26 protein-coding genes and 1 riboswitch are annotated in these 25,843 nt (G+C 67.7%); of the genes, 16 read left to right on the top strand and 10 right to left on the bottom strand.

What is annotated here, in order from left to right; genetic code table 11:
* Positions 1–3: 3 nt before the first annotated feature.
* On the bottom strand, positions 4–1,653 hold the full coding sequence (locus AC57BR_RS06690) for a PucR family transcriptional regulator (protein WP_496358983.1): 1,650 nt from the start codon (positions 1,651–1,653) through the stop codon (positions 4–6).
* Entirely contained in the window at positions 1,643–2,875 is a 1,233-nt protein-coding gene (alr, locus tag AC57BR_RS06685) for an alanine racemase (protein WP_496358982.1), read from the bottom strand. The genes AC57BR_RS06690 and alr overlap by 11 nt, the downstream gene beginning before the upstream one ends.
* A gap of 101 nt (positions 2,876–2,976) precedes the next feature.
* Between alr and AC57BR_RS06680 the strand changes: the two genes are divergently transcribed.
* Positions 2,977–4,515: an amino acid permease gene (locus AC57BR_RS06680; protein ID WP_496358981.1), complete on the top strand. Its 1,539-nt coding sequence runs from the start codon at positions 2,977–2,979 to the stop codon at positions 4,513–4,515.
* A 33-nt stretch (positions 4,516–4,548) separates the two neighbouring features.
* Positions 4,549–6,282, top strand: a complete 1,734-nt coding sequence (locus tag AC57BR_RS06675; protein WP_496358980.1) for a flavin monoamine oxidase family protein — start codon at positions 4,549–4,551, stop codon at positions 6,280–6,282.
* Positions 6,283–6,348: 66 nt separating this feature from the next.
* Here the strand turns inward: AC57BR_RS06675 and AC57BR_RS06670 are convergent, their stop codons facing one another.
* From AC57BR_RS06670 to AC57BR_RS06655, 4 genes are all read right to left on the bottom strand, one after another.
* Positions 6,349–6,873: a gamma carbonic anhydrase family protein gene (locus tag AC57BR_RS06670; RefSeq protein WP_395402305.1), complete on the bottom strand. Its 525-nt coding sequence runs from the start codon at positions 6,871–6,873 to the stop codon at positions 6,349–6,351.
* Positions 6,874–6,954: 81 nt separating this feature from the next.
* Positions 6,955–7,698: a haloacid dehalogenase type II gene (locus AC57BR_RS06665; RefSeq protein WP_496358979.1), complete on the bottom strand. Its 744-nt coding sequence runs from the start codon at positions 7,696–7,698 to the stop codon at positions 6,955–6,957.
* A 26-nt stretch (positions 7,699–7,724) separates the two neighbouring features.
* Complete coding sequence (locus AC57BR_RS06660; protein WP_496358978.1) at positions 7,725–8,045, bottom strand: DMT family transporter; 321 nt, start codon at positions 8,043–8,045, stop codon at positions 7,725–7,727.
* A gap of 99 nt (positions 8,046–8,144) precedes the next feature.
* Positions 8,145–9,557, bottom strand: a complete 1,413-nt coding sequence (locus tag AC57BR_RS06655; protein ID WP_496358977.1) for an aminotransferase-like domain-containing protein — start codon at positions 9,555–9,557, stop codon at positions 8,145–8,147.
* Between AC57BR_RS06655 and AC57BR_RS06650 the strand changes: the two genes are divergently transcribed.
* The gene (locus tag AC57BR_RS06650; protein WP_496358976.1) at positions 9,556–10,572 is read left to right on the top strand and encodes a DMT family transporter; all 1,017 of its coding nucleotides are present in this window, start codon (positions 9,556–9,558) and stop codon (positions 10,570–10,572) included. The genes AC57BR_RS06655 and AC57BR_RS06650 overlap by 2 nt on opposite strands.
* Positions 10,573–10,597: 25 nt before the next feature.
* On the opposite strand, the gene AC57BR_RS06645 is transcribed toward AC57BR_RS06650, so the two are convergent.
* Together AC57BR_RS06645 and purU are read right to left on the bottom strand one after the other, a co-directional pair.
* Positions 10,598–10,957: a class I SAM-dependent methyltransferase gene (locus AC57BR_RS06645; protein ID WP_496358975.1), complete on the bottom strand. Its 360-nt coding sequence runs from the start codon at positions 10,955–10,957 to the stop codon at positions 10,598–10,600.
* 104 nt (positions 10,958–11,061) lie between these two features.
* A complete protein-coding gene (purU, locus tag AC57BR_RS06640; protein ID WP_496358974.1) occupies positions 11,062–11,922 on the bottom strand; it encodes a formyltetrahydrofolate deformylase in 861 nt (286 codons plus the stop codon).
* A 42-nt stretch (positions 11,923–11,964) separates the two neighbouring features.
* A riboswitch (ZMP/ZTP riboswitch) is annotated at positions 11,965–12,051 on the top strand.
* Positions 12,052–12,225: 174 nt separating this feature from the next.
* Here purU and glyA point away from each other — a divergent pair.
* The 13 genes from glyA (at position 12,226) to AC57BR_RS06575 (ending at position 24,159) form a co-directional block, all read left to right on the top strand.
* The gene (gene glyA, locus AC57BR_RS06635; protein ID WP_496358973.1) at positions 12,226–13,530 is read left to right on the top strand and encodes a serine hydroxymethyltransferase; all 1,305 of its coding nucleotides are present in this window, start codon (positions 12,226–12,228) and stop codon (positions 13,528–13,530) included.
* A 3-nt stretch (positions 13,531–13,533) separates the two neighbouring features.
* Positions 13,534–14,433, top strand: coding sequence for a bifunctional methylenetetrahydrofolate dehydrogenase/methenyltetrahydrofolate cyclohydrolase (locus AC57BR_RS06630; RefSeq protein WP_307100610.1), 900 nt, complete (start codon positions 13,534–13,536; stop codon positions 14,431–14,433).
* Between the two features lie 167 nt (positions 14,434–14,600).
* The gene (locus tag AC57BR_RS06625) at positions 14,601–15,797 is read left to right on the top strand and encodes a sensor histidine kinase (RefSeq protein ID WP_496358972.1); all 1,197 of its coding nucleotides are present in this window, start codon (positions 14,601–14,603) and stop codon (positions 15,795–15,797) included.
* Positions 15,794–16,459 (top strand): response regulator, encoded by a 666-nt coding sequence (locus AC57BR_RS06620; RefSeq protein WP_496358971.1) that lies wholly within the window; start codon positions 15,794–15,796, stop codon positions 16,457–16,459. The genes AC57BR_RS06625 and AC57BR_RS06620 overlap by 4 nt, the downstream gene beginning before the upstream one ends.
* Before the next feature lie 159 nt (positions 16,460–16,618).
* Positions 16,619–16,939: an SHOCT domain-containing protein gene (locus tag AC57BR_RS06615; protein ID WP_496358970.1), complete on the top strand. Its 321-nt coding sequence runs from the start codon at positions 16,619–16,621 to the stop codon at positions 16,937–16,939.
* Between the two features lie 251 nt (positions 16,940–17,190).
* The gene (locus AC57BR_RS06610; RefSeq protein WP_496359034.1) at positions 17,191–18,105 is read left to right on the top strand and encodes an ABC transporter ATP-binding protein; all 915 of its coding nucleotides are present in this window, start codon (positions 17,191–17,193) and stop codon (positions 18,103–18,105) included.
* Between the two features lie 112 nt (positions 18,106–18,217).
* On the top strand, positions 18,218–19,036 hold the full coding sequence (locus AC57BR_RS06605; protein WP_496359033.1) for an ABC transporter permease: 819 nt from the start codon (positions 18,218–18,220) through the stop codon (positions 19,034–19,036).
* Positions 19,033–19,866, top strand: coding sequence for an ABC transporter permease (locus tag AC57BR_RS06600; protein WP_496358969.1), 834 nt, complete (start codon positions 19,033–19,035; stop codon positions 19,864–19,866). Before AC57BR_RS06605 ends, AC57BR_RS06600 begins: the two co-directional genes overlap by 4 nt.
* Positions 19,867–19,928: 62 nt before the next feature.
* Positions 19,929–20,492, top strand: a complete 564-nt coding sequence (locus AC57BR_RS06595) for a hypothetical protein (RefSeq protein ID WP_003798109.1) — start codon at positions 19,929–19,931, stop codon at positions 20,490–20,492.
* A 10-nt stretch (positions 20,493–20,502) separates the two neighbouring features.
* Positions 20,503–21,336, top strand: a complete 834-nt coding sequence (locus tag AC57BR_RS06590) for an exodeoxyribonuclease III (RefSeq protein ID WP_496358968.1) — start codon at positions 20,503–20,505, stop codon at positions 21,334–21,336.
* A gap of 19 nt (positions 21,337–21,355) precedes the next feature.
* Positions 21,356–22,444, top strand: a complete 1,089-nt coding sequence (trpS, locus tag AC57BR_RS06585; RefSeq protein ID WP_496358967.1) for a tryptophan--tRNA ligase — start codon at positions 21,356–21,358, stop codon at positions 22,442–22,444.
* 16 nt (positions 22,445–22,460) lie between these two features.
* Entirely contained in the window at positions 22,461–23,057 is a 597-nt protein-coding gene (locus AC57BR_RS06580; RefSeq protein WP_496358966.1) for a 2'-5' RNA ligase family protein, read from the top strand.
* 37 nt (positions 23,058–23,094) lie between these two features.
* Positions 23,095–24,159, top strand: coding sequence for a YihY/virulence factor BrkB family protein (locus AC57BR_RS06575; protein ID WP_496359032.1), 1,065 nt, complete (start codon positions 23,095–23,097; stop codon positions 24,157–24,159).
* On the opposite strand, the gene AC57BR_RS06570 is transcribed toward AC57BR_RS06575, so the two are convergent.
* Positions 24,116–24,886, bottom strand: coding sequence for an alpha/beta hydrolase family protein (locus AC57BR_RS06570; RefSeq protein ID WP_496358965.1), 771 nt, complete (start codon positions 24,884–24,886; stop codon positions 24,116–24,118). The genes AC57BR_RS06575 and AC57BR_RS06570 overlap by 44 nt on opposite strands.
* A 173-nt stretch (positions 24,887–25,059) precedes the next feature.
* Positions 25,060–25,842 (bottom strand): succinate dehydrogenase iron-sulfur subunit, encoded by a 783-nt coding sequence (locus tag AC57BR_RS06565; RefSeq protein ID WP_354261993.1) that lies wholly within the window; start codon positions 25,840–25,842, stop codon positions 25,060–25,062.
* Between the last annotated feature and the right edge of the window lies 1 nt (position 25,843).

Raw genomic sequence — 25,843 nt, 5'->3', positions numbered from 1 at the left:
CAGCTAAGTGGCGGGCAGCCCGTCCACGTACTGCAGCGCGATCCAGAGTTCGGCCCGGACCTGCGCCTGGTTCAGGTCGGTGTCCAACAGTTCGGCCACCGCGTTGATCTGCCGCCGGACGCTGTTGCGGTGCAGTCCCAGCGCCTTGGCGGTGGCATCCCAGTTCCCGTTCTCGCCGAGCCATGCCCGCAGTACGGACAGGTGCGCGGTCCGGCGGTCGCTGTCCTGGCTGAGCACGGGCTCCAGCAGCCGGCCGGCCAGCATGGTTCCGGCTTCGTGACCCAGCAGTCCGGCGACGGTCCACGTCACTTCACCCACCCTGGCGCTCTTGCCGGTTGTCTGGACGCGCTGCCGCAGCGCCGTCACCCGCTGGTAGGCGCTGCTCAGGTCCGTGAGCTCGGTGGCGTCACTGATGACCAGCCGCCACCCCAGCTTCTCGACTTCGCCCAGCAGTGCGTCGTCCACCCTGAGCCGGGTGATGGCGGCGAAACCGTAGTCCGTCATTTCCACAAGTTTGGTGTCGAACAGGCGGCGCCACTGCAGCAGCTCCCGCACCGGGCTCTCCGCAGTACGCCCGGTTGCTTGCCCCGCCCTGATGCCCTGCCCCGCCCTGATGCCCTGCCCCGCCCTGATGCCCTGTACGACGCGCAGGGGAGCGGAACGCGTTGAGGAAGTGCTCTGGGCCAGCAGGTCCCGGAGCCCGTTGATGTGCCGCACCCCGCCGGAGGTCATGCTGTCCGGGTGCAGCAGCAGCGACGTCGCCAGCTGGCTCGGTGCCAGTGACCCGCTGGTCCGTTGCCGGACCAACAGCTCAAGGAGTCCGACGGCGGAGGAGACCACGCTGTTCTGCGCGGGGGTCAGGGGCGAATCAGTACCCAGCACAAGCGCGCCAAGGTTGGCATCGCGGGTGCTGCGCAGCGGATGACCGAACACGAATGCAGATCCGGGGACGTCGAAGGAATCCATCTCCACTCGCGGCCCGCTGCCCCCCAGCAGCCGGTCCAGCAGCGGCTGCAGCATGGTGACCTCGACGCCGGAGCCCGCCCGGGCGCGCACCCGCCCGTCCGCGCCGACCAACATGGCCCAGACCGGGACCCGCTGGACCAGCGCGGCCAGGAGCTCATGTTCGGGCCGGGCGGACAGGACGGCGCGCATGAGCTGCCGGTTCGTGTCCGCGAGGTGGCGGAACACTTTCGCGTTCTCCGACTCCAGCAACTGGGAGAACTCGAGCCCAATGGCAGCGAACGGGACCGTGCTGGGCACCTTCACCAGGGTCAGGTTGTGCCGGACACAGGCTTCCACCACAGCGTCCGGCACCGCGCTGAAGTATGGCTCCAGGCCAAAGCCAAGGGCCGCCACCCTGGCCTTCACCAGGCGCCCCACGTAAGCGTCAACCCGGGCGTCGTCACCCGCGTCGCCAACGAAGGGCAAACCTGCCGTGAGGAGGAACTCGCCGTCGAGCAGGTACGGCGTGGGGTCCTCCAGCTCACTCGGCTCAACCCACCGCAGCAGTCCCGAACCGTTGCCGCCGTCGTGAAGAACCGTGAGCTCCGGCGGCAGCTTCGCCAGGAACTGTTCCAGGGTGACGACGCTCAGCCGCTCCGCCGCCGCACTGGCTGCGGGCGCCGTCCGCGCCCCTGCCTCAGGCGACATCCGGGGCACCGTCCCCTGGCTCCTCGTAATCCGGGCACTCGTGTGCCTGCGGCAGGCTATAGGCGCGGGGCAGGCGCGGTGCGATCCTGTTGATGATCTCGTCGCCGTGGCTTCCGATGGCGGCGCCCCACTCATCGGCGCTCGCGGCCCCGCTCCGCGGATCACCGAACAGGACTGCGGTGTCACCAACGCTGACTCCGCCAGGTTCGGGCCCCAGATCCACCATGAACTGGTCCATGCACACCTTGCCGATCACGGGAACCCTCCTGCCGCCCAGCTGCACCACACTCCGGCCGGAAATGCCTTTCGGGATACCGTCGGCGTAACCCAGCGGTATCAGTGCCAGGGACCTCGGCTCGTGGGTGATGGCCTGGTGCTCATAGCTGACGCCGGTGCCGGCCGGAACTTTCTTCACCAGCACCACGGGGGCGGTCACTGACAGGGCCGGGCGGAGACCATAGTCGGCCGGGTTAAGGTGGTCCGCCGGAGCGAGGCCGTAGATGGCCAGCCCCGCCCGCACCATGTCGAACGCAAATTCCGGCCGGTCCAGGATGTTCGCCGAACTGGAAACGTGGCGCAGTTGCGGGTCCAGTCCTGCCTCGCGTGCCTGGCCGACGGCCGTCTCGAATGCGTCCACCGCCGCCGCGTTTCCCGGGTGGGCGGGAACGTCGGCCCATGCCAGGTGGGTCCAGATGCCGCGCACCACCAGGTGCCCTGCGAGCTCCGCCTGCCGCGCCGCCGCCACCAGGACGGCCCAGTCCTCGGCACGCGCGCCGCCACGGCTCAGGCCGCTGTCCAGCTCAAGGTGGACGGCCGCGGGCTGCCCCAGGGAACGCGCGATGCCCGCCACGATATCCAGTTGCGTGACGCTGCCCAGTGAGATGTCGACGTCGTGGCTGACTGCCTCGCGGATCGTTTCGCTTGACGCGGTGGCGAGGTACAGCCACGACAGCACCGGTGCAGTGATGCCCGCCTGGCGCAGGGCCAGGGCCTCGGTGAGCTGCGCGGTTCCCAGCCAGTCGGCGCCGGCCGTGAGGGCTGCCCGGGCCACGTCGACCAGGCCGTGGCCGTAGCCGTTCCCCTTCACCACGGCCATGAAATGTGGCGCCGGCGTGAGTGCCCGGAGTGCCCGGACGTTGTCTGAAATGGCGGACAGATCAACGCTGACCTGCCCGGAAAGCACCGCCTCTGGCGTGCTTGTCTGTTGTGCATTACGTCTCATGCCAAAACACTATAGGTCATTTTGCACAACGGTGAGACACGGCTCACACGCCTAGGCTGGAGGGACGGAACGCCCCAACTACCAACGAACGGACGTCAACGATGACTGTGCCCACCCAAGCAGGACAGCGGCCTCCCGTGCAGGCCGGCCGCCCCGGACTGGCAGCCCAGCTGCTCCGCCGCAAGCCGATCGGGCAGATGGTCCAGGAAGCCGAGACAGGCCACGGCGGAACCCGTCTGGTCCGCAGCTTCGGGGTCCTGCAGCTGACGATGATCAGCGTGGGTGCCACCCTCGGCACCGGCATCCTCGTGATCCTGGGCGAATCCGTGCCGCTGGCGGGACCGGCCATCTGGATCTCGTTTGCCATCGCCGGCCTGGCCGCGCTGCTGTCCGCCGTGTCCTACGCCGAAATGGCCGGCCTGGTGCCGGCGGCGGGCTCCAGCTACTCGTACACGTACGCCACCATGGGCGAGGGCATGGCCTGGATCTGCGGCTGGTGCCTAGTGCTCGAGTACGCGGTTTCCGTGGCAGCGGTGGCAGTGGGCGCCGGCCAGTACGTCAACGAAACGCTGGCGGTCTTCGGGCAGGCCCTGCCGGATGCGGTGTCGCAGCCGCCCGGGGGCGGCGGTCTGGTCAATATCCCGGCCATGCTGATCGTGGTGCTGGCCATGATCCTGCTGGTGCGCGGCGCCAAGGAGAGCGCGTGGATCAACACCGTGATCGTGCTGGTCAAGGTGGGCATCCTGGTCTTCTTCTGCGCTGTGGCCTTCACCGCTTTCAACGGCGGCCACTTCGAGCCGCTCCTGCCCATGGGCGCCGCCGGCGTTTCGGCTGCCGCCTCCCGGGTGTTCTTCTCCTACATCGGCTTCGACGCTGCCTCCACCGCCGGCGAGGAAGCCCGCAATCCCAAGCGCGACCTGCCCCGGGCCATCATGCTCTCCATGCTGATCGTCACCACCATCTACGTGCTGGTTGCCGTTGCCGCCATCGGCGCCCGCCCGTGGGGCTGGTTCGACGGCACCGAGGCTGCACTGGTGAAGATCCTGGAGGAAATCACCGGCCAGCCGTGGATCGCCCTGATGTTCGCCGTCGGTGCTGTGCTCGCCATTGCCAGCATTGTGCTGACCGTCCTCTACGGGCAGACCCGCATCCTCCTGTCCATGTCCCGCGACGGACTGGTTCCCGGCATCTTCGGCCGCGTCTCGCACCGCACCGGCACGCCCGTTGCCGGAACCCTGGTAGTGGGAACCGCCGTCGCCCTCACTGCCGGGCTGGTCCCGCTCGGGGCGCTCGCGGACGCCACCAGCATCGGCACCCTGTTCGCCTTCGCCCTGGTGAACCTGGCCGTCATCTACCTGCGCCGCACCCGGCCGGAGCTCACGCGGAGCTTCCGGGTTCCCCTGTTCCCGCTGACGCCGATCCTGGGCGCGCTCATGTGCGTCTACCTGATGGCCAACCTGAGCGCGGAAACATGGGTGATCTTCGGGATCTGGATGCTCGTGGGACTGGCCGCCTACTTCGGCTACGGCAGGCGGCACTCGAGGGTGGCCGCGCTGGGGCAGGAGGAATACCGTGAACTATCCGGCCGCGACTTTTCCCCAGCCCCCGCATCCGCTGAAGCGACAGCTCTTCACCAGTAAGACAACACACGAGACCACGGAGACAGACCTTCCATGACAACCGCTACCGAACTGCCGGCCTCCGACCCGTCCAGCACGACCACCACCGCAGCAGGCCTGCCCGGGGCCGGAGCGCCGGGCCAGGCCCCGGTGACCATGCTCAACCCGGACTTCCCGTTCAGCTACGACCACTATCTGGCCCACCCGGACGGACTGGGTTCGGTCCCGCCGGAACTGCACGGCACCGAAGTCGCCGTGGTGGGCGCCGGGCTGTCCGGGCTGGTGACCGCCTACGAGCTGATGAAGCTCGGGCTGCGGCCGGTGCTCTACGAGGCAGACCAGCTCGGCGGACGCCTGCGCACCGCCAGCTTCCCGGCAGCCCCGGATGTGGTGGCGGACCTGGGCGGCATGCGGTTCCCGGTCTCCGGCAAGGCGTTCTACCACTACGTTGACCTGCTGGGACTGGAGACGCAGGATTTCCCGAATCCGCTGGCCCCGGCAACCTCCAGCACCGTGATTGAGCTGGCAGGGCAGAAGCATTACGCCAACACCTCCGCGGACCTGCCGCCGTTCTTCCGCGAAGTGGCCGACGCCTGGAAGGCAGCCGTGAACGACGGCGCGCAGTTCACGCAGATGCAGGAGGCCATCCGGGCGCGGGACACGGCCCGGATCAAGGAACTGTGGAACGAGCTTCTTCCGGAGCTCGACGAGGAGACCTTCTACGGCTTCATCGCCAGCAGCCAGGCATTCCGGAAGGCGGGCTTCGCTCACCGCGAGGCGTTCGGCCAGGTCGGCTTCGGCACCGGCGGCTGGGACACTGACTTCCCCAACTCCATCCTGGAAATCCTGCGCGTCGTGTACACCGACGCCGACGACCAGCACCGGCTCATCGCCGGCGGAGCGCAAAGGCTCCCCGAGGCACTCTGGCGCCACGCGCCGTCGGGCATGGTGCACTGGCCGGAGGGGACGTCCCTGGCGTCCCTGCACTCAGGCTCCCCGCGCGGAGCGGTGGAGCGGATCAGCCGGGACGCCGACGGCGACCTCCGCATCCGGGAGCGCTGGGGGAGGGAAGCCTCCTACCCGGCCGTGGTCACCACGTGCCAGTCATGGCTGCTGTCCACCCGGATCCACACCGAGGAGGCGCTGTTCCCGTCCGAGCTGTGGACAGCGATCGAGCGCTCGCACTACATGCAGTCGTCCAAGACGTTCGTGATGGTGGACCGGCCGTTCTGGAAGGACATCGATCCGGAAACCGGCAGGGAAGTGCTGTCAATGACTCTCACGGACCGGCTCAACCGCGCCACGTACCTGCTGGACAACGGACCCGACCAGCCCGCCGTGATCCTGCTGTCCTACACCTGGAACGACGACGCACTGAAGTGGCTGGCGCTCGACGCCGAAGAACGAGTGGAGCTGATGCTGCACTCGCTCGAGCAGATCTACCCCGGCGTGGACATTGCCAGCCACATCGTGGGCCAGCCCATCACCGTCTCCTGGGAAGCCGACCCCAACTTCATGGGCGCGTTCAAGGCGAACCTGCCCGGCCACTACCGTTACCAGCAGCGGCTCTTCACCCACTTCAAGCAGGACAAACTGCCGGAAAGCCAGCGCGGCATCTTCCTCGCCGGCGACGACGTTTCCTTCACCGCCGGCTGGGCCGAGGGGGCAGTGACCACCGGGCTGAACGCGGTGTGGGGCGTGGTGAACCACCTCGGCGGCTCATCGGCACCCGGCAATCCCGGCCCCGGCGACCTGCTGGACGAGCTGGGGCCGATCAGCCTGGACTGAGCCAATGCGCCCAACTGGGTAGCACTTCAGGGCGTTCCCAGCGCTGGGAACGCCCTGTGCTGCGACCTACATGGGTGCGTGGAGTTCGCGGTGCGCCTGGGCGAGCTCGCGGTAGTGCGCCGCGTTGCGCTTCACGCCGTCGAACTCCTCATCGGTGAGTTCGCGGCGGACCTTGGCCGGGACACCGGCCACCAGCGAGCGGGGCGGGACTACCGTGCCTTCCAGCACGACGGCGCCGGCGGCCACGAGCGATCCGGCGCCGATCACCGCTCCGTTGAGGATGGTGGCACTCATGCCGATGAGGCAGTCGTCTTCCACGGTGCAGCCATGGACGACGGCGCTGTGCCCGACACTGACGCGCGCCCCGACACTGCAGGGGAAGCCCGGGTCGGCGTGCAGGACCACGTTGTCCTGCAGGTTGCTGCCGGTGCCCACGGTGATAGCGGCGGTGTCGGCACGCACCGAGACGCCGTAGAACGCGCTGGCGTCCTCGGCGAGCGTGGCACGGCCGATGACCGACGCCGTCGGCGCAACGAAAACGGAGGGGTGGATGTCCGGCGTGTCGCCGGCGAAGGGGTAAATGGGAGCCATGCCCCCAAGCCTAGCCTCTGGAGTTTTTGTCCAGTTGTCGCGACTTAGGCGGCGATTAGGGCGCGATATCTGTACAAAAACTCATTCGGCGAGGGTCAGCACTTTTGCCAGCTGGATGAAGTCCGCCGCCACTGCGTCCCAGTCTGAGGCCGGGGCCAGGTCCGTGGTCTGCCCCGGCCCATGCTCGGTGGCCCGCGGGACGAACCCGGTGGCCAGCCCGGCGTCCCGGGCAGCGCCGAGGTCATCATTGTGGGCGGCCACCAGCATAACCTCGCCCGGGTCGAGCCGAAGGACCGAGGCGGCGCCGAGATAGGCGGCGGGATCTGGCTTGTACACCCGGAGCAGGTCCGAGCCGACAACTACATCCCACGGCAGCCCGGCGTCCTTGCCCATGTTGACCAGCAGGGCGGTGTTGCCGTTGGACAGCGGCCCGATGACGTAGCGGCTTTTCAGCTGGCTCAGGCCATCGCTGCTGTCCGGCCACGCTGGCAGGCGTTCCCAGGCGCGGTTGAGTTCCTCGAGGTCCTCGCTTGCGAATCCGGCAGGGGAGAGCCCGTTCCGTTCGAGGACGCGTTTCAGGTTGTCCAGGTGCAGCTGGTCCAAAGGCACGTAGCCGCGCCGGCCGGAACGGACCGTTTCCATGGACGGCTGGTACTCCGCCCGCCATTTGTCCGCAAGGTCGAACGGGTCCAGTGCGAGCCTGTGCGTGTCCGCGAATCGCCTGATCTCGGCGGCGACGCCGGAGCGCCAGTCGACCACCGTGCCGAAGGTGTCGAACAGCACGGCCTTGAGCTGCCGTCCTGTCGACGGCGAAACGAAAGTCATGGACATCTTCTGCCCGCTTGCGCCCGTCAGTGTGCGCCGCCGACGTTCAGGACGACGACGCCGGCGACCACCAGTGCGATCCCGAGGACCTTCATGAGGTTCAGTTCCTCGCCGAGGAAGACGGCGCCGATGGCCACGATGGCAACCGTTCCGAGGCCTGACCAGAGGGCATAGGCGACGCCGACAGGCACAGTCTTGATTACCTGGGACAGCAGCGCGAAGGCAATTCCGTAGGAGCCCAGGCACCAGACGCTGGGCCAGAGCCGGCTGAATCCCTCTGTCGATTTCAGGAGGCTGGTGCCCAGGACCTCCGCGGCGATCGCTAGCGCCAGATAGACGTAGCCCAAGAAGTATTGTCCTTTCTCATTGCTGGAGCCCTGGCCGGCATGCTGCCGGCGCTTCGCACCCAGACGACTCCCATCCTAGGTGTGCGCGGAACAGCAGACTTACCCGAGGGTCCGCGAGAGCTCCTGGCCGAGAATGCGGGTGCCTTCGGTGAAGGCGCCCGGGTTGGGGCCCGCGTAGTTGAGCCGGATGAAGGGCCCCGCCGGTTCGGCAGGGAACCACTCCGTTCCGGCCGCAATGATGACGCCGGCGCTTTCGCAGTTCCGGGCGAGCTGTTCGACGTCGGTCCCGTCCGGAAGGCGTGCCCAGAGGTTCAGCCCGCCCTTGGGGATATTTTCGATGTGGGCCTGGGGTGCATGCTGAAGCAGGCTCGTGAGCAGCAGATCGCGGCGGGACTGGAGCTGGTGCCGGAGGCTTCTCAGGTGGGTCTGCCAGGCCGGCTGAGTGACGACGTCGAGGGCCGCGGCCTGGAGCAGGCCGCTGACGTACATCGACTCCGCTGCCCGGTCGGCAAGGATGCGCTCGCGTGCCGGCCCGCGGGCGATGACGGCGGCCACGCGGATGGCAGGGGAGACGCTCTTGGTCAGTGACCGGATATACACAACGTGGCCGGAATCGTCGCGGGCGGCCACGGGCTGGGCTGTGGTGGTGATGCCGAAGTCGTGTGCCCAGTCGTCCTCGAGGAGGAAGGCGCCGTTCCTGCGCACAACGTCCAGTACTTGTTCGCCGCGCTGTCCGTCCCACTGCGCGCCGGTGGGGTTAGCGTAGTTCGGCTGCGCATAGAACATCCGGGCGCCCGTTTCCTCGAAGGCGCGGGCCAGTTCCTCCGGGTCCGGCCCGCCGGAACCGCTGGGCACGGGGATGACCCGCACGCCGGCCTGCGCCGCGGCAAGGATGGCTCCCCAGTAGGTCGGCGATTCCACGAGCAGCGGCTGCCCGTAGCCCACCAGGGCCCTGAAGATGGAGCTAAGGCCGCTTTGGCTGCCAGGAAGAACGACGACGTCGCTCGGGGTTGGCGGGGTAATGCCGGCCGGGGTGGAGCTTCCGAGTTCGTGGGCGAACCAGGACTGCAGCTCGGGCAGCCCTGCTGCCGGGGGCCGGGACAGTGCTGCCTCGCCGCGGGCCGCCCGCGTAAGCGCCGCGCGCACCAGCCGTTCCGGCAGGAGTTCGCGGTCCGGATAGCCGGACTGGAACGCAATAACGTCATTCGGTGCAGCGCGCATGGCGGCGGAGCCTGGCCGAAGCGGGGCCTGCGGTGAACGCAGGGCGGCAGTCTGCCAGCCGTAGTCCGAGGGCCGGGCGGTCCGGACGGCCCGCACGAACGTCCCCACGCCTGGCCGGCTCTCGATGACGCCCTCCCGCGTGAGGGCCTGGAGAGCCTTCTGAACGGTCACCGGGCTGGCCTGGTGCTCCGCGACGAGCGAGCGGGTCGACGGCAGGCGCGATCCCGGCGCCGCCGCGGCGACCCATTGCCTCAGTCGAGACGCAATCCGGGAACTGCTATCGTTGTTCATGAGAGACAATAGTAGCGCTACTGTTCCAGTAAGCCCGGTGATATCGTCGCCCGCAGGTTCGTCGCCCGCAGGTTCGTCAGGCGCAGGTTCGTCAGGCACGGCATCCTCACGCGCCGGAATTTGGTGGGGCCTCCTCGGAGTAGTGGCTTTCTCGTTTACCGTTCCCTTTACCCGCCTCGCAGTCGAAGGGCTGTCGCCGTTGTTCATCGGCTCGGGCCGGGCGGTGGTCGCGGCTGTTCTGGCCGCCGCGGCCCTGGTGCTGACCCGCCAGCGCCTGCCCCGCGCTGGGCAGTGGCTTCGCCTGGCGGTGGTCGCCGGAGGGGTCGTCATCGGCTTCCCCATGCTGACGTCCTTCGCGCTCACTGCCGCGCCGGCCAGCCATGGGGCCGTGGTGATCGCACTGCTTCCGGCGGCAACTGCCACCATGGCGGTTCTCCGCGGCCGTGAGCGCCCGCGTGCGGCGTTTTGGGCCACAACCGGAGCGGGTGCCCTTGCCGCCCTCGCATTCGCCTTTGCGCAGCCGGGTGGTTTCGGCCAGCCGCAGTGGACGAATGCCCTGTTCTTCGGCGCCGTGCTGGCCGCTGCCGTCGGGTACGCCGAAGGAGGGCTGCTGGCCCGTGAGCTTGGCGCGTGGCAGACCATATCCTGGGCCCTCGTCCTGGCCGCGCCCCTGATGATTGTTCTGCTGGCTTTCTCCGTGTCCCAGCAGCCGCCGTCAGCCACACCGGTGCAGTGCGCTGCCTTTGCTTACCTCGGCGTCGTCAGCATGCTTCTGGGGTTCTTTGCCTGGTACCACGGACTCGCCATCGGGCCCATGGCCCAGGTCAGCCAGGTCCAGCTCGCCCAGCCGGTGATGAGCATCTGTTGGGCTGCGCTGTTGCTCGGCGAGCAGCTGACGTGGGCCACCATGGTTGGCGGACTTGCCGTCATTGTCTGCGCCGGCGCCGCAGTCCGCGTAAGGCTCAACGGGCCGTCAGCCCAGCGCAGCCAAGTGCCCGTCCCGGCGGAGCCGTAGCAGGGGGCGCTGGGCGTGACAGTAGTCAGGGAAGGACAACGGCGATCGGAGCACCCGGTTCCGCCACCCGCTCAAGCTCCCGCACGACGTCGTCCGCCTGGTCTGCTGTGAGCCCCTCCAGTGACTGGACCGCCCAGACCGCCGGGAACGTATTCGCGGCGAAGGGCAGGCGCGAGGGCTCCGCCACGGAGACGCTGAGGCGGCGTGCCAGGGCATACCTTACGTTGCCGTCGAACGGATCAACGCCCGTGTAGTGGATTCCGGCCTGGACGAACCGGAGGCCGTCGTCGCCCGGGCCACAGCACACCTCCAGCACGGCGTGCCTGCCTTGGGATTTGAGCAGGGCGATGAAGGGTTCCAGCGCGGTTTCTGTCAGCAGAGTCATCGTGTTAACCAGTGTTGGTTAAAACCCGCCGTGTGTGAACCGCCACCGAAAAACGCCGCCGCGTGTACGCTTCCCGCAGCGGCGTACCCGTCACAAGCGGAGCATCAGTTGAAGACGACCGTCCGGTTGCCGTCCAGGAGCACGCGGTGTTCGGCATGCCACTGCACAGCCTGGGCAAGGGTGCGGCCCTCCACGTCCCGGCCCATCTGCACGAACTGCTCCGGCGTGCGGGCGTGGTCCACCCGGATGACTTCCTGCTCGATGATCGGGCCTTCGTCCAGCGCGGCTGTGACGTAGTGCGCCGTGGCGCCGATCAGCTTCACGCCGCGGGCATGGGCCTGGTGGTACGGCTTGGCGCCCTTGAAGGACGGCAGGAAGGAGTGGTGGATGTTGATGGCCTTGCCGGTCAGCTCCGTGCAGAGGTCATCCGAGATGATCTGCATGTAACGGGCCAGGACGGTCAGTTCAACGCCCTCTTCAGCGATGATCTTGCGCAGCTGGTCCTCGGCCTGGTCCTTCGTGTCGGCCGTCACCGGGATGTAGTGGAACGGAATGCCGTAGAACTCGGCGAGGCCGGCCAGGTCCCGGTGGTTGGAGACGATCGCGGGAACGTCGATGGGCAGGGTGCCGGAGCGCTGCAGGAACAGGAGGTCGTTCAGGCAGTGGGCGGACTTGCTGGCCATCAGCAGGGTGCGGACCTTCCGGCCCACGGGGTTCAGGCTCCACTGCATGCCGAAGGCTTCGGCCACCGGCTCCAGGGCGGCAACCACCTCCGTCTGAGGGGCGGTGGTGGTGGCTTCCACGCGCATGAAGAAGGTCCCGGTGGACTCGCTCCCGTACTGCTGTGAATCCGTAATGTTGCAGCCCGCCACGAGCAGGGCGCCGGCAACGGCGTGCACAATTCCGGGGCGGTCGGGGCAGGACAGGGTTACTACGTACGATTTGGCGAGCTGGTCTTCATTCACGAAGAACAGCCTACCCGCGCGTCGGTCCCGCTTTTGATAGTGTGGTGGCGTCGCAACTGGCGTTTGGGTGGCTAACCACCAGGGAGCGGCATTCACGAAGACCACGGATCGTACGCCTGGGCCGAGGGTCATGTTTTGCCGGTAGCGCTGCGCTTCTCGAAGAGCAGCCACCCAGTGCGCTGCGGCGCCCTTGATAGACCTGCGCCCGGAAGCCATTCCGGACGGTTGTCATCTAAGGGCGGAGCAACGTTCCAGCCGGTAGCCTGACCTTTAGCAGTGCCCATCCCTAGCCAGGAGTTCTTCGTGACCACTTCACCGACTTCCGTTAGCACTTCCTCCGTCAGCAACCAGCCGCTGGCTGAACTCGATCCCGAGATCGCCGCAGTACTGGACCAGGAACTCGGCCGCCAGCGCGGCACCCTGGAAATGATCGCCTCCGAAAACTTCGCGCCCCGCGCGGTCATGGAAGCCCAGGGCTCCGTTCTGACCAACAAGTACGCCGAGGGCTACCCGGGCCGCCGCTACTACGGTGGCTGCGAGTACGTGGACGTCGCCGAGCAGTTGGCGATCGACCGGGTCAAGGACCTCTTCGGCGCCGAATACGCTAACGTCCAGCCGCACTCCGGCGCACAGGCCAACGCCGCCGCGCTGCACGCCATGATCACCCCGGGCGACAAGATCCTGGGCCTCTCCCTGGCCCACGGCGGCCACCTCACCCACGGCATGAAGCTGAACTTCTCCGGCAAGCTCTACGACGTTGCCGCCTACCAGGTCGAGCAAGACAACTTCCGGATCGACATGGACAAGCTGCGCGAGCAGGCCATCGCCGAGAAGCCCCAGGTCATCATCGCCGGCTGGTCCGCGTACCCGCGCCACCTCGACTTCGCCGCGTTCCGGTCGATCGCCGATGAGGTGGGCGCGCTGCTCTGGACCGACATGGCGCACTTCGCCGGCCTCGTCGCCGCCGGACTGCACCCGAGCCCGGTCCCGTACTCCGACGTCGTCACCTCCACCGTGCACAAGACGCTCGCCGGGCCGCGCTCCGGCGTCATCCTGGCGAAGCAGGAATGGGCCAAGAAGCTCAACTCCGCCGTCTTCCCGGGCCAGCAGGGCGGACCCCTCATGCACGTCATCGCCGCCAAGGCTGTGGCCTTCAAGATCGCCGGCACTGCCGAATTCAAGGAGCGCCAGGAACGCGTCCTGGAAGGCGCCAAGATCATCGCCGACCGCCTCAACCAGTCCGATGTTGCCGAGGCCGGCGTCTCCGTCCTCACCGGCGGCACCGACGTCCACCTGGTGCTGGTGGACCTGCGCAACTCGCAGCTGGACGGCCAGCAGGCCGAGGACCTCCTGCACTCCGTGGGCATCACCGTCAACCGCAACGCCGTGCCGTTCGACCCGCGCCCGCCGATGGTCACCTCCGGCCTGCGCATCGGCACCCCGGCCCTGGCCACCCGCGGCTTCGGTGCTGCCGAATTCACCGAGGTTGCCGAGATCATCGCCACCGCCCTGAAGGCCGGCTCCGCCACCGACGTCGATGCCCTGCAGTCCCGGGTGGACAAGCTCGCCGCCGACTTCCCGCTGTACCCGCAGCACGAGCAGTGGTGATCCGTGACTGAAACCGCAAAAACCGCGCAGATCCTTGACGGCAAGGCTACCGCCGCTGCCATCAAGGCCGAACTGACCGAACGCGTGGCCGCACTCAAGGCCAAGGGCGTCACTCCGGGACTGGGCACCATTCTGGTGGGGTCTGACCCCGGCAGCACCTGGTACGTGGGGGGCAAGCACAAGGACTGCGCCGAGGTGGGCATCAACTCCATCCGCCGCGACCTGCCCGAGGAAACCACCCAGGACGAGCTCCTGGCCGTGGTCCGCGAGCTGAACGACAACCCGGAGTGCACGGGCTACATCGTCCAGCTGCCGCTGCCCAAGCACATCGACCAGGACGTCATCCTGGAGGCCATGGACCCGGACAAGGACGCCGACGGCCTGCACCCGATGAACCTGGGCCGCCTCGTGGCCAACATCAGCGGCCCCATGAAGTCCCCGCTGCCCTGCACCCCCAAGGGCTGCGTGGAACTGCTCAGCCGCCACGGCATTGACCTGAAGGGCAAGCGCGTCCTCGTTGTGGGACGCGGCGTGACCATCGGCCGCCCGGTGGGCCTGCTGCTGACGCGCAAGGACGTCAACGCCACCGTGGTGCTGGCGCACACCGGCACCGCCGACCTGCCCGCCGAACTCCGGCAGGCCGACGTCGTGATCGCCGCGGCCGGCGTGCCGCACCTGGTCAAGGCGGAGGACCTGAAGCCGGGCGCCATCGTCCTCGACGTCGGCGTGAGCCGTGTTGACGACGGCACCGGCAAGGCGGTGGTCACCGGTGACGTGCACCCCGACGCCGCCGACGTCGCCGCCTGGCTGTCCCCGAACCCGGGCGGCGTGGGGCCGATGACCCGCGCCATGCTCCTGGCCAACGTGGTGGAAACCGCGGAACGCCACGCAGGTATCGCTTAAGGTTTCGCTCCCCACCCGCCCCCTAACCTCGCAAGCTCGGCCAGGGAACCCGGCGGTCGTGGCCCCAGGCTCATCAGCGAATTGAAGGGCGCCTACTCCTCCGGGAGTAGGCGCCCTACGCCGTTAAGCCGACGACGGGCGGGGCCTTCCCGGCTAGGCTCGGAGCTATGCAGCGCCGATTCCGGGGACCGCCCACAGCAGCCATCGTGGTTGCCGTGGCCGTCTTCGAGGTGGTGGGCACCGTCTTCGCCTCCGCCCGGCAGCCGGACCACCGGCCCCTGGATGCCCTCGCGTTCGTCCTGCTCCTGGCGGGACCGGCGTCCCTGTCGCTGCGGCGCCGTGCCCCGCTCGTGATGCTTCCTGCCGCGGCGGCCTCCGTCGCGGCGTATCTGGCCCTTGGCTACGCGTGGGGTCCGGTGTTCCTGTCGTTGGCGCTGGCGATCGTGCTTTCCGCCGCTGCCGGCAAGCGCTGGCAGACCTGGAGCGTGGCCGGCGCATGTGCAGCCGTCCTGGTGGCCGGCGCGGCGGGCAGCGGCGACGAGTTCGCCCTGGTCCGGGCATTCGCCGGCACCTCGTGGCTGGCCATTCTTGTGCTGATGGGGGAGGGCGTTCGGCTGCGCACCGAACGGGTTGCGGAACGCCGCCGCCAGCATGAGGCCCGCGAGCAGGCTGCCCGCGACGAGTACCGGCTGGCCCTCGCCCGGGACATCCACGACGTCGTTGCCCATTCCCTGTCACTCATCAACGTCCGTGCCTCCGTGGCGCTGCACCTGGGGGAGAAGGACCCCACCCAGTTCCGCCCCGCGCTGGAAGCCATCAAGGCGGCGAGCAAGGATTCGCTGGCCGAGATCCGCCAACTCCTGGGCGTGCTCCGCGAGGACGCCCCGCTGAGCCCGGCGCCACCACCCCGGCTGGACCGGCTTCCCGGGCTCGCCGACGACGCCCGCCGCGCGGGGCTCGAAGTGAGTCTGACCCAACCGGGGGCGGCTGCCGTGCAGCAGCTTCCGGACGCAGTCCAGGAAGCGGCGTACCGGATCGTCCAGGAAGCCCTGACCAACGTGGTGCGGCATTCCGGCGCCCGGAAGGCCGCCGTCGTCCTCGCCCTGGAAGGCACGACGCCGGTGGGGAACCCCGGAAGGCAGCTGACCGTAACCATTGACGACGACGGCGCCGGGGCCGCCGGGGTGCCTGAAGGCAACGGAGTGACGGGGATGCGGGAGAGGGCGGCCGCCGTGGGCGGTTCGCTGCACCTGGCGCCGCTGAACCTGTCACCGCAACAGCAGGGCTGGCGGGTCCGGGCCGTGATGCCGCTGGCCGGACCGATGGCCCGGCCCGTGCCCGGACCGGAACGGGAGGCGCGGTGATCCGCATCCTGCTGGCCGATGACCAGACCCTCATCCGTGCCGGCTTCCGCGCCCTCCTGAACGCCGAACCGGACATGGAGGTGGTGGCCGAGTGCGGCAACGGCCGCGACGCCGTCCGCCTGGCCGCGCGCGAACGTCCCGACGTCGTGCTGATGGACATCCGGATGCCCGAGGCGGACGGGCTGGAGGCGACCCGGAAAATCATGGCGGACCAGGGCCTCGCGGGGACCCGCATCATCATCCTCACCACCTTCGAACTGGACGAATACATCGCAGAGGCGGTGCGCGCCGGGGCGGCAGGGTTTCTGGTGAAGGACACCGAACCCGAGGAGTTGCTCCGCGCCGTCCGCGTGGTCCACGACGGCGACGCCCTGCTGTCGCCGTCGGTCACTCGGCGCATCATGGCCCAGCTGGCGCTGCAGTCCCGGGCGACGGCGGCTCCGGTGTCGCTGGAAAACGTCACCGAACGGGAGCGCGAGGTCCTGCGGCTGGTGGGCGAGGGCCTGAACAACGCCGAGATCGCGGAACGGCTGGTGATCACGCCGCTGACGGCCAAGACGCACGTCTCGCGCATCATGACCAAGCTGCTGGTCCGTGACCGGGCCCAGCTGGTGGTGCTGGCCTACGAATCGGGGCTCGTGCGGCCCGGCTGGGCGGGTTAGGACTGCAGGCTCCGGCCGTGGCAGCAGGAGAGGGGACTCCCGGCGGAGTACGCGGGGCACCCAAGGTGACTCCCGCCGTCGGACGACCCGCCGCCGTCGGACGGCCAGACTCGAAGCAGAGCCGAAAGACGGCCCTTACCGAGATTTTGGGAGCATGACATGACTTCATCCCTAGCCACCACTTTCGCGGTCCAGTCCGCGCAGCTGCTGGCCGATCCCGTCGCCCACGGCCCGTGGGGCACAGGATTCTCGCCATGGTTCCTGCTGTTCCCGCTGTTCTGGATCCTGGTGATCGGACTGTTCATCTTCTTCGCCCGGCGCACCTGGCGCAGGAACCACGAGTGGGCCACGGTCCGTGGCGGTGAGAGCGTCCTGCGTGAGCGCTACGCACGCGGCGAAATTGACGAGACCGAGTACCGCCAGCGGCTGGAGGTCCTCCGCAGCGACTCCCGGGGCGACTCCCGGGGGAACCGCAGGTAACGCCAACCGCAACGCGGGGTCAGATATCGCCCAATACCGACGCCGCATTGGGCGGTATCTGACCTCGCGTTGCTGTTCGGGTTTTTTGAGATTTAGCTATTCCTTTGGCCCGTGCCGCGTACTAGCGTAATGGGGTGCCCGAACTCCATTCCGCCGAAGGAACGTCCAAGAAGCCTGTGCCCGCAAACGAAGCAGGGCCCGAGAAAGCAGCAGGGCCCGTACATGAAACAGGCCCCGCCGCCCCGCGGTACGTGATTACCGCAGAGAACCTGACCAAGACTTACGGCGACGTCACCGCCGTCGACGGCATTTCCTTCAATGTTCCCGCGGGGGAGTCCTTCGGGCTGCTCGGACCCAACGGCGCCGGGAAGTCCACCACCATGAAAATGATCGGCGGCGTGTCCCAGCGGACCTCCGGAACCCTGACCATCATGGGCCTGGATCCCGAGCAGAACGGCCCCGAGGTGCGGGCCCACCTGGGCGTGGTGCCGCAGCAGGACAACCTGGATGAGGAACTCAAGGTCCGGGACAACCTGCTGGTCTACGGCCGCTACTTCGGACTGCCCATGAGCTACCTCAAACCCAAAGCCGACGAGCTGCTCGAGTTCGCCCAGCTGACGGACAAGGCCAGGTCCAAGGTGGACGCCCTGTCCGGGGGCATGAAGCGCCGCCTCACCATCGCGCGCTCACTCATCAACGAGCCCCGCATCCTGCTGCTTGACGAGCCCACCACCGGCCTGGATCCGCAGGCGCGGCACATCCTCTGGGACCGTCTGTTCCGGCTGAAGGAGCAGGGCGTCACGCTCATCCTCACCACGCACTACATGGATGAGGCCGAGCAGCTCTGCGACCGGCTGATCGTGGTGGACAAGGGCCGCATCATGGCGGAAGGCTCGCCGGCCGCGCTCATCCGGGACTACTCCACCCGCGAGGTCCTGGAGCTGAGGTTCGGCTCGGAGCGCAACGCCAGCATCGGTGCCGAGCTTGAGGGCATCGGCGAACGCCTGGAAACGCTCCCGGACCGCGTGCTGATCTACACCCACGATGGCGAGGCGGCGCTGGAGGAAGTCTCCGCGCGCGGGCTGCGGCCGCTGACCTCGCTGGTGCGCAGGTCATCGCTGGAGGACGTATTCCTCCGGCTCACCGGCAGGAGCCTCGTTGACTGAGCCTTTGCCTGCTGTGCCGGCCAGCGGGCGCGCCGCCGGGCGCGCCGCCGGGTCCGCTTCCGGGCCCACCGGCGTCGGGGATTCACCGGAAGGCCCGACGGCGGGACGTACCTTGCGCGCCCACCCTCCCGGGGTGTCGGCCGCCAAGGCGCGGCGCTGGGGCGCCTTCTACTATGCGGAGCAGGTCCTGCGCGTCATGAGGGGCTACGGCTGGTCCATCTTCCTGTACAGCGTGGGCCAGCCGGCGGCGTACCTGTTCGCGATGGGCGTCGGCCTGGCCACGTTGGTGGACACCAACGCTGTCTCGGCTTTCGGCGGGGTCAGCTACATCGCCTTCATCGCCCCGGCGTTGCTGGTGTCGGCCGCGGTCATGACCGCCGCCAACGAATTTACGTTCCCGGTGATGGACGGCTTTAAATGGCGCCGGGTCTACTACGGTCCGCACGCCTCCCCGCTGACCCCCGAGCAGATCGCGGCCGGGCAGATCATCGCGGTGACGCTGCGGTTCCTTCTGCAGTCCGTCATCTACTTCGTCATCGTGGCAATGTTCGGCGCATCACCCAGTGGCTGGGGCTGGGGCTCCGTGCTGGTGGCAACCCTGGCCGGGCTCTCGTTCGGACTGCCGCTGATGGCCTACGCGGCGTCCGTCAAAGAGGACAAGGGCCAGTTCGCCATGGTGATGCGGTTCATCGTCATGCCGCTGTTCCTGTTCTCCGGCACGTTCTTCCCGCTGGACACGCTGCCCGTGCTGGTCCGCTGGATCGGCTGGATTTCGCCCATCTGGCACGGCACGGAGCTGGGACGGGTGATGACCTTCGGCTACGGGGAACCCCCGGTGCTGACCATCATCCATGTGGTGTTCCTGCTGGCTCTGGCCTGGTTCGGCTGGGTCCTCACCAAGCGCCAATTCGTCAGGAGGATGGGGCAGTGACAGTCCTGACCCAGGGCCACGCCGTCACGGAGGACGCCCGGAACCGGCGCTTCGGCCCGCTGTACTCGCGCAACGCCCGTGCGGTGATCGGGCGGGGACTGATGGCCACCAAGAGCAGCAACTGGCTGGTCATGCTGTCCGGGTTCTTCGAGCCGGTGCTGTTCCTGATTTCGATGGGCGTCGGGATGGGCGCCGTGGTGGGCTCCGTCACCGGTCCGGGCGGCCAGGAGATCAGCTACGCGGCGTACATCGCCCCGGCGCTCCTGGCGGTTTCGGCCATGAACGGTGCGGTGTACGACTCCACCTGGAACGTCTTCTTCAAGATGAACTTCGCCAGGCTCTACCAGGGGATGCTGTACACGTCGCTCGGGCCGCTGGACGTGGCCATCGGCGAGATCTTCCTGGCGCTGCTGCGCGGCCTGCTGTATGCCACCGGGTTCACGGCAGTCATGGGGCTGATGGGCCTGATCACCACTCCGTGGGCACTGCTGATGATTCCGGCCTCCGTGCTGATCGCCTTCGGGTTCGCCAGCTTCGGGATGGGCATCACGAGCTTCATGAAGACCTTCCAGCAGATGGACTGGGTGAACTTCATCATGCTGCCGATGTTCCTCTTCAGTGCCACGTTCTATCCGCTGAGCGTCTACCCCGAGTACATCCAGTGGCTGATCCAGGCCATGCCGCTGTGGCACGGGGTGGAGCTGCTGCGGCAGATCAGCGCTGCCTCCTTCACTCCGGCCACGGCCATCCACGTGGGCTACTACCTGGTGATGATCGTGCTCGGCCTCATGCTGACCACCGGCAGGCTGCGGAGCCTGTTCCTGAAGTAGGCAAGTGTTCGCCGCCGGTGGAAGCGTCCCGGGGCGCTCCGGGGATTTGAGAGAATAGCTTCATGCAATCTCTGGGCAGCTCCAAGTCTTCATCCACCCCGGGCCGGGGTGGATTCTCCATGTTCCGCATCAGCGGTCCGGGCCTGCTGGTCCTGATCACGGCCTTCCTGGTGGCAGTGATCTTCGCCGCCAACCAGAACGACGTCGTCGGCTGGGTTGTTGCCGTCATCGCACTGTTCTGGCTGGCGCTCGCCTCCTTCGTGGTCTTCAGCATCCAGCGGGCGGCCAAGAAGGCCGGAGCCAAGATCAACGAGGCGCACAACGCGTTCAACGCCGCCACAGGCCGCGCACCCTCCACCGTCTCGGCCGACCACGGAGGAACCCGCCTGGTCCGCGAACGCGGCGAGGCGGAGGAGATCCGGGACATGAAGCTGGACCACTCCTTCAAGATCGTGCAGGTGCAGGTGCGCGTGGTGGAGCAGGAGCGGGCCAAGGGGGCAGCCGCGGACCAGGACACCATCCGCCGCGCCCTCGAGACCATTGAGATCACCGCCACCAACGCCCGTGACATGATCAAGTCGTCCGGCGGCTCCGGCGAGCCCGTGACCGGAACCATCATCGACTAGAGTGGAACGGGTGAGCTCGGCATTGAAGAAGGACCACCTTCGCATCGCAACAGTCAACGTCAACGGCCTCCGCGCTGCCTACAAAAAGGGCATGGCCGAGTGGCTTGCGGCCCGCGAGGTGGACATCCTGACCCTGCAGGAGGTCCGGGCCCCTGACGCCATCGTGCGCCAGCTCATCGGCGAAGGATGGCACATCCTGCACGCCGAAGCCGAGGCCAAGGGCCGCGCCGGCGTCGCCATCGCTTCCCGCGAGGAGCCCCTCGTCACCCGTGACCACATCGGCGATGACTACTTTGCCACCGCCGGCCGCTGGGTGGAGGCGGACTTCCGCGTCCGCGACGCCGAAGGCAACGCCTCCCAGATGACCGTGGTGAGCGCCTACGTGCACTCCGGCGAGGCTGGCACCCCCAAGCAGGAGGACAAATACCGCTTCCTGGATCTCATGAGCACGCGTCTGCCCGAGCTCACCAAGCACAGCGACCACGCCCTGGTCACCGGTGACCTGAACGTCGGCCACACTGAGCTGGACATCAAGAACTGGAAGGGCAACGTCAAGCGTGCCGGATTCCTGCCGGAGGAACGCGCCTATTTTGACCGCTTCTTCGGTGAGGAGATCGGCTGGAAGGATGTTCACAGGGGCCTGGCGGGCAACGTCAATGGCCCCTACACCTGGTGGTCGCAGCGCGGCCAGGCCTTCGACAACGACACCGGCTGGCGCATCGACTACCACCTGGCCACCCCCGCGCTCGCGGCCGCAGCAGTTTCGGCCGTCGTGGACCGGGCACCCTCGTGGGACACCCGCTTCTCTGACCATGCCCCGCTGGTAGTGGACTACCGGCTCTAGTTCCGAAGGCTCCTGACGAATGACCTCCACTTCCACCGTGACCGACGCCGCCGCTGCGCAGCCCGAAGCAGCAAACGGCACCGCGCCCGAGGCCGGCATCCGGCACCGCATCCTTTCCGGCATGCAGCCCTCCGCGGACTCGCTGCACCTTGGCAACTACCTCGGCGCCCTGGTGAACTGGGTCCGGATGCAGGATGAGTACGACGCCATCTTCTTCATCCCGGACCTGCACGCGATCACCGTGCCCCAGGACCCCGCGGAGCTGGCCCGCCGGACGCGGGTCACTGCCGCGCAGTACATCGCCGGCGGCGTAGACGTGGACAAGTGCACCCTGTTCGTCCAGTCCCAGGTGCCCGAACACGCCCAGCTGGCCTGGGTCCTGAACTGCATCACCGGCTTCGGCGAAGCGTCCCGCATGACGCAGTTCAAGGACAAGGCGCTCCGGCAGGGCTCGGACCATGCAAGCGTTGGTCTCTTCACCTACCCGATCCTGCAGGCCGCGGATATCCTCCTCTACCAGCCGCACGGCGTTCCGGTGGGCGAGGACCAGCGCCAGCACGTGGAGCTCAGCCGCGACCTCGCCGCCCGGTTCAACACCCGGTTCGGCAAGACCTTCACCGTTCCCGAGCCCTTCATCCAGAAGGAGTCGGCGAAGATCTACGACCTGCAGCTTCCCACCGCGAAGATGTCCAAGTCCGCGGAGTCGCCCAACGGCCTGATCAACCTGCTTGATGACCCCAAGGTCATCGCCAAACGGATCAAGTCCGCCGTCACCGACGCGGAGACCGACATCCGGTTCGACCGGGAAACCAAGCCCGGCGTGTCGAACCTGCTGACCATCTACTCGGCCATCACCGGGCAGACCGTCGACCAGCTGGTGGCCGCCTACGAAGGCAAGATGTATGGCCACCTGAAGGTGGACCTGGCCGAGGTGGTGACTGAGCGGCTGACCCCGATCCGCGACCGCGCCAACGAACTGCTGGCCGACCCGGCGGAGCTGGACCGGCTGCTGGCGCACGGTGCCGACAAAGCCCGCGCAATCGCCTCCGCCACCCTCGCGGACGTCTATGCCAAGACCGGCTTCCTGCCATATGCCGGAGCCCGCTAGCGAGATGCCGGCCCCCATGCCCGCCAACAGCGGAGTCAGCAACGGAATGAGCCTCGGCGTCATTCTGGGCTTCCCGCCTGAAATCGCCGAGGAACTGCAGCGGTGGCGGGCGTCCTTCGGGGACCCGATGGCCACCGTCATCCCGGCACACATCACGCTCGTGACCACCACGCCCACGCATGACTGGGAAGCGGCCCGGGACCACGTGCGGGAGGTTGCCCGGACGCAGGCCCCGTTCATGGTGACCATCTGCGGAACGGGATCCTTCCGGCCCGTCTCCCCGGTGGTTTTCATCAGGGTGGAGGAGGGCTTCCAGGAATGTGTTGACCTCCACGAAAAGCTCCAGACCGGACCGCTCGAACGAGAGTTGCCCTTTGCCTACCATCCCCATGTGACCATTGCCCACGACGTCGCACCGGAGAGCCTCGATGAGGCGGAAACGGTGCTGAAAGACTACAGGGCAACCTTCCCGGTGGTTAGCATGGGACTCTACGAGCACGACACCGACGGTATTTGGCAGCTACGGGAAGAGCTTGACTTTGGTACCGAACCAGACGACGAACGGGACGCCCTCCGAGCAACAAAAGCCGACGGAGCCACCGCTCCCCACTGAGCGGGGGCAGCTTTTGCTGGAGGTCATCCGCAAACAGGTGGAGTGGGGCAAGGCCCGCAGGTCCGGCCAGGGGACCGTCCCCCAGCTCATGGCACTGGCCCAGTTTCTGCAGGCCCGGCTGAACGCCTTCCGCCCCATGCGGGCCTGGCAGCACTACACCCGGCAGCACGGACCGCTGATGAGTGCGGGCACCGGCTTCAACATGTTCTTCTCCATCACCGGCCTGCTGACCACCGGATTCTCCATCGCGGGCCTGGCGCTCCGCGACCAGCCGGCTCTCCTGGACCGGATCACCGCCAGTGTGGCCGAAAGCGCCCCGGGCCTGCTGAAGGTCAACGGCGGCGACGGGCTGGTGGATCCACAGGATCTCCTTAATCCGGACGGTCTCGGCTGGACGGCGGTGATCGCCGCCGTCGTCACCGTCATTACGTCCCTGGGCTGGATCGCCGGCCTCCGGGAGGGACTCCGCGGTGTGATGATGCTGGGCCCGCTCAGGCTCAATCCCGTGGTCCTCAAACTGCACGACGCCGGAACGCTGCTGCTGCTCGGCGTCGCCCTGGTCATCAGCTCGGGTGCGTCCCTCGTGTTCGGCACGGCGGCGGGGTGGGCGATGGAGCAGCTCCGCCTCGACCCCGCAGTGGCGGGGCCGGTGGCGGCGCTGATCAAGATCGCCGTGCCGCTGCTCCTGAACTGGATCACCGCGCTCATCATGTTCCGCCTGGCCGGCGGCCTGAAACTCTCCAGGCAGGCGCTGCTGGAAGGAACCATCCTCGCAGGCGTCGGCACCACGGTCCTGCAGGTGTTCAGCACCGAGCTGCTCGCCGGGGCCGGACGCAACCCCATCCTGGCGCCGTTCGCCATCATCATCGGCCTGCTGATCTGGTTCAACCTGGTCAGCCAGGTCTATCTTGTGTCCGCGTCCTGGTCGGCCATCCGTGAGGAGGACCTGAAGGCCGCTCCGGCAGCCAAAACCACCGGCTGGGGGTCACGGCAGGTGCAGCCCGGAAAGACGCCGGTGGAACGGCACCACCCGGCCGAACATCCGCGCCCGGTGGGCGTCAGTGTCCGGCGTCGAGGTACTGGTCGGCCCACGCCGCGATAATCTTCGCGGCCCGCGCGGCCTGTCCCTTGCCGGTCAGCAGATGGTCGCTGCCCTCCAGCGAGACGAAGTTCCGCGGATGGCGGGCCGTCTGGAAGATCGTGCTGGCGTTTTCGATGCCCACCGTGTTGTCCGTGGGGGAGTGCAGGACCATCAGGGGCTTGTGCAGCCGGCGGATGCAGTCCGTGAGGTCGGCGTTCTCGAGGTCCTCCACGAAGTGCCTGCGGATCTCCACGCGCTTGCCGCCCAGGTCCACCTCGGCGCTGCCTTCGCTGAGGATCTTGTCCAGCGCCGCATCAAAGACGTGCGCAACATGTTTGGGGGAGAAGGGCGCCCCCACCGTGGCGACCGCATCAAGTTCCGGGATTTCAGACGCGGCCGCGAGCACGGCGGCGCCGCCGAAGGAATGCCCCACCAGCAGGGAGATGCCCCGGCCCTCGGCCCGCATGTACTCCGCGGCCCGGACGGTGTCCGCCACCTTGTGGCTGAACGACCCTGCGGACCACTGCCCTCCGGAGCCGCCGAGGCCCACGTTGTCGAAGCGCAGCATGCCGATCCCGTTGTCCGCCAGCGCCTTGCACATCCGGGACGCCGCCGGGCTGTCCTTGCCCAGCGTGAAGCCGTGTGAAAAGACGCCCCAGCCCTTCACCGGGCCGTCCGGCACATCGAGGATGCCGGACAGCAGTTCACCGGTGGTGCCTTCGAACGAGACTTTTTCGGAGCGGGACACGGTGTCCCCTTTCGTTGATGCGAATGGCTCTGGGCCCACGCCCGCCGGGTTCCCTGGCCGAGCTTGCGAGGTCAGGGGGCGGGTGGGGAGAAAACGACGACGGCGCCGCTCACCGTACGTTTCCGTACGTGGTGAGCGACGCCGTCGTCCGTTACGTCCGCTGGTAGGCGGGCTTAGATCTTGCGGGCCAGGATGGCCTGCTTGACCTCTGCGATCGCCTGCGTGACCTGGATGCCGCGGGGGCATGCCTCGGAGCAGTTGAAGGTGGTGCGGCAGCGCCACACGCCTTCCTTGTCGTTGAGGATCTCCAGGCGCATGTCGCCGGCGTCGTCACGGGAGTCGAAGATGAACCGGTGGGCGTTCACGATCGCTGCCGGGCCGAAGTACTGGCCATCGGTCCAGAACACCGGGCAGGAGGACGTGCACGCGGCGCACAGGATGCACTTGGTGGTGTCGTCGAAGCGCTCACGGTCCTCGGCGGACTGCAGGCGTTCCTTCGTGGGTTCGTGGCCCTTGTTGATGAGGAACGGCATGACCTCGCGGAAGGACTGGAAGAACGGCTCCATGTCCACGATCAGGTCCTTCTCCACCGGCAGGCCCTTGATGGGCTCCACGGTGATGGGCTTGGACGTGTCCAGGTCCTTGAGCAGGGTCTTGCAGGCGAGACGGTTGCGGCCGTTGATGCGCATGGCATCGGAACCGCACACACCGTGGGCGCAGGACCGGCGGAAGGAGACGCTGCCGTCGATGTCCCACTTGATCTTGTGCAGGGCGTCCAGCACGCGGTCGGTGCCGTACATGGTCAGCTTGAAGTCGTCCCAGCGGGCTTCGGCGGAAACCTCGGGGTCGTAGCGGCGGACGCGCAGGGTGATGTCGAACGTCGGGATTTCCCCGCCGCCACCAACACCGGCGGGAAGTTCGATCTTGGAGGCTGGCTCAGCAAGTTCAGCGGACATA

Source organism: Arthrobacter sp. BGA-UO-ETr-C19 (assembly GCF_059568005.1).
The sequence above is the reverse complement of the archived record's forward strand: the minus strand, read 5'-3'. Positions and strand labels throughout refer to the sequence as shown.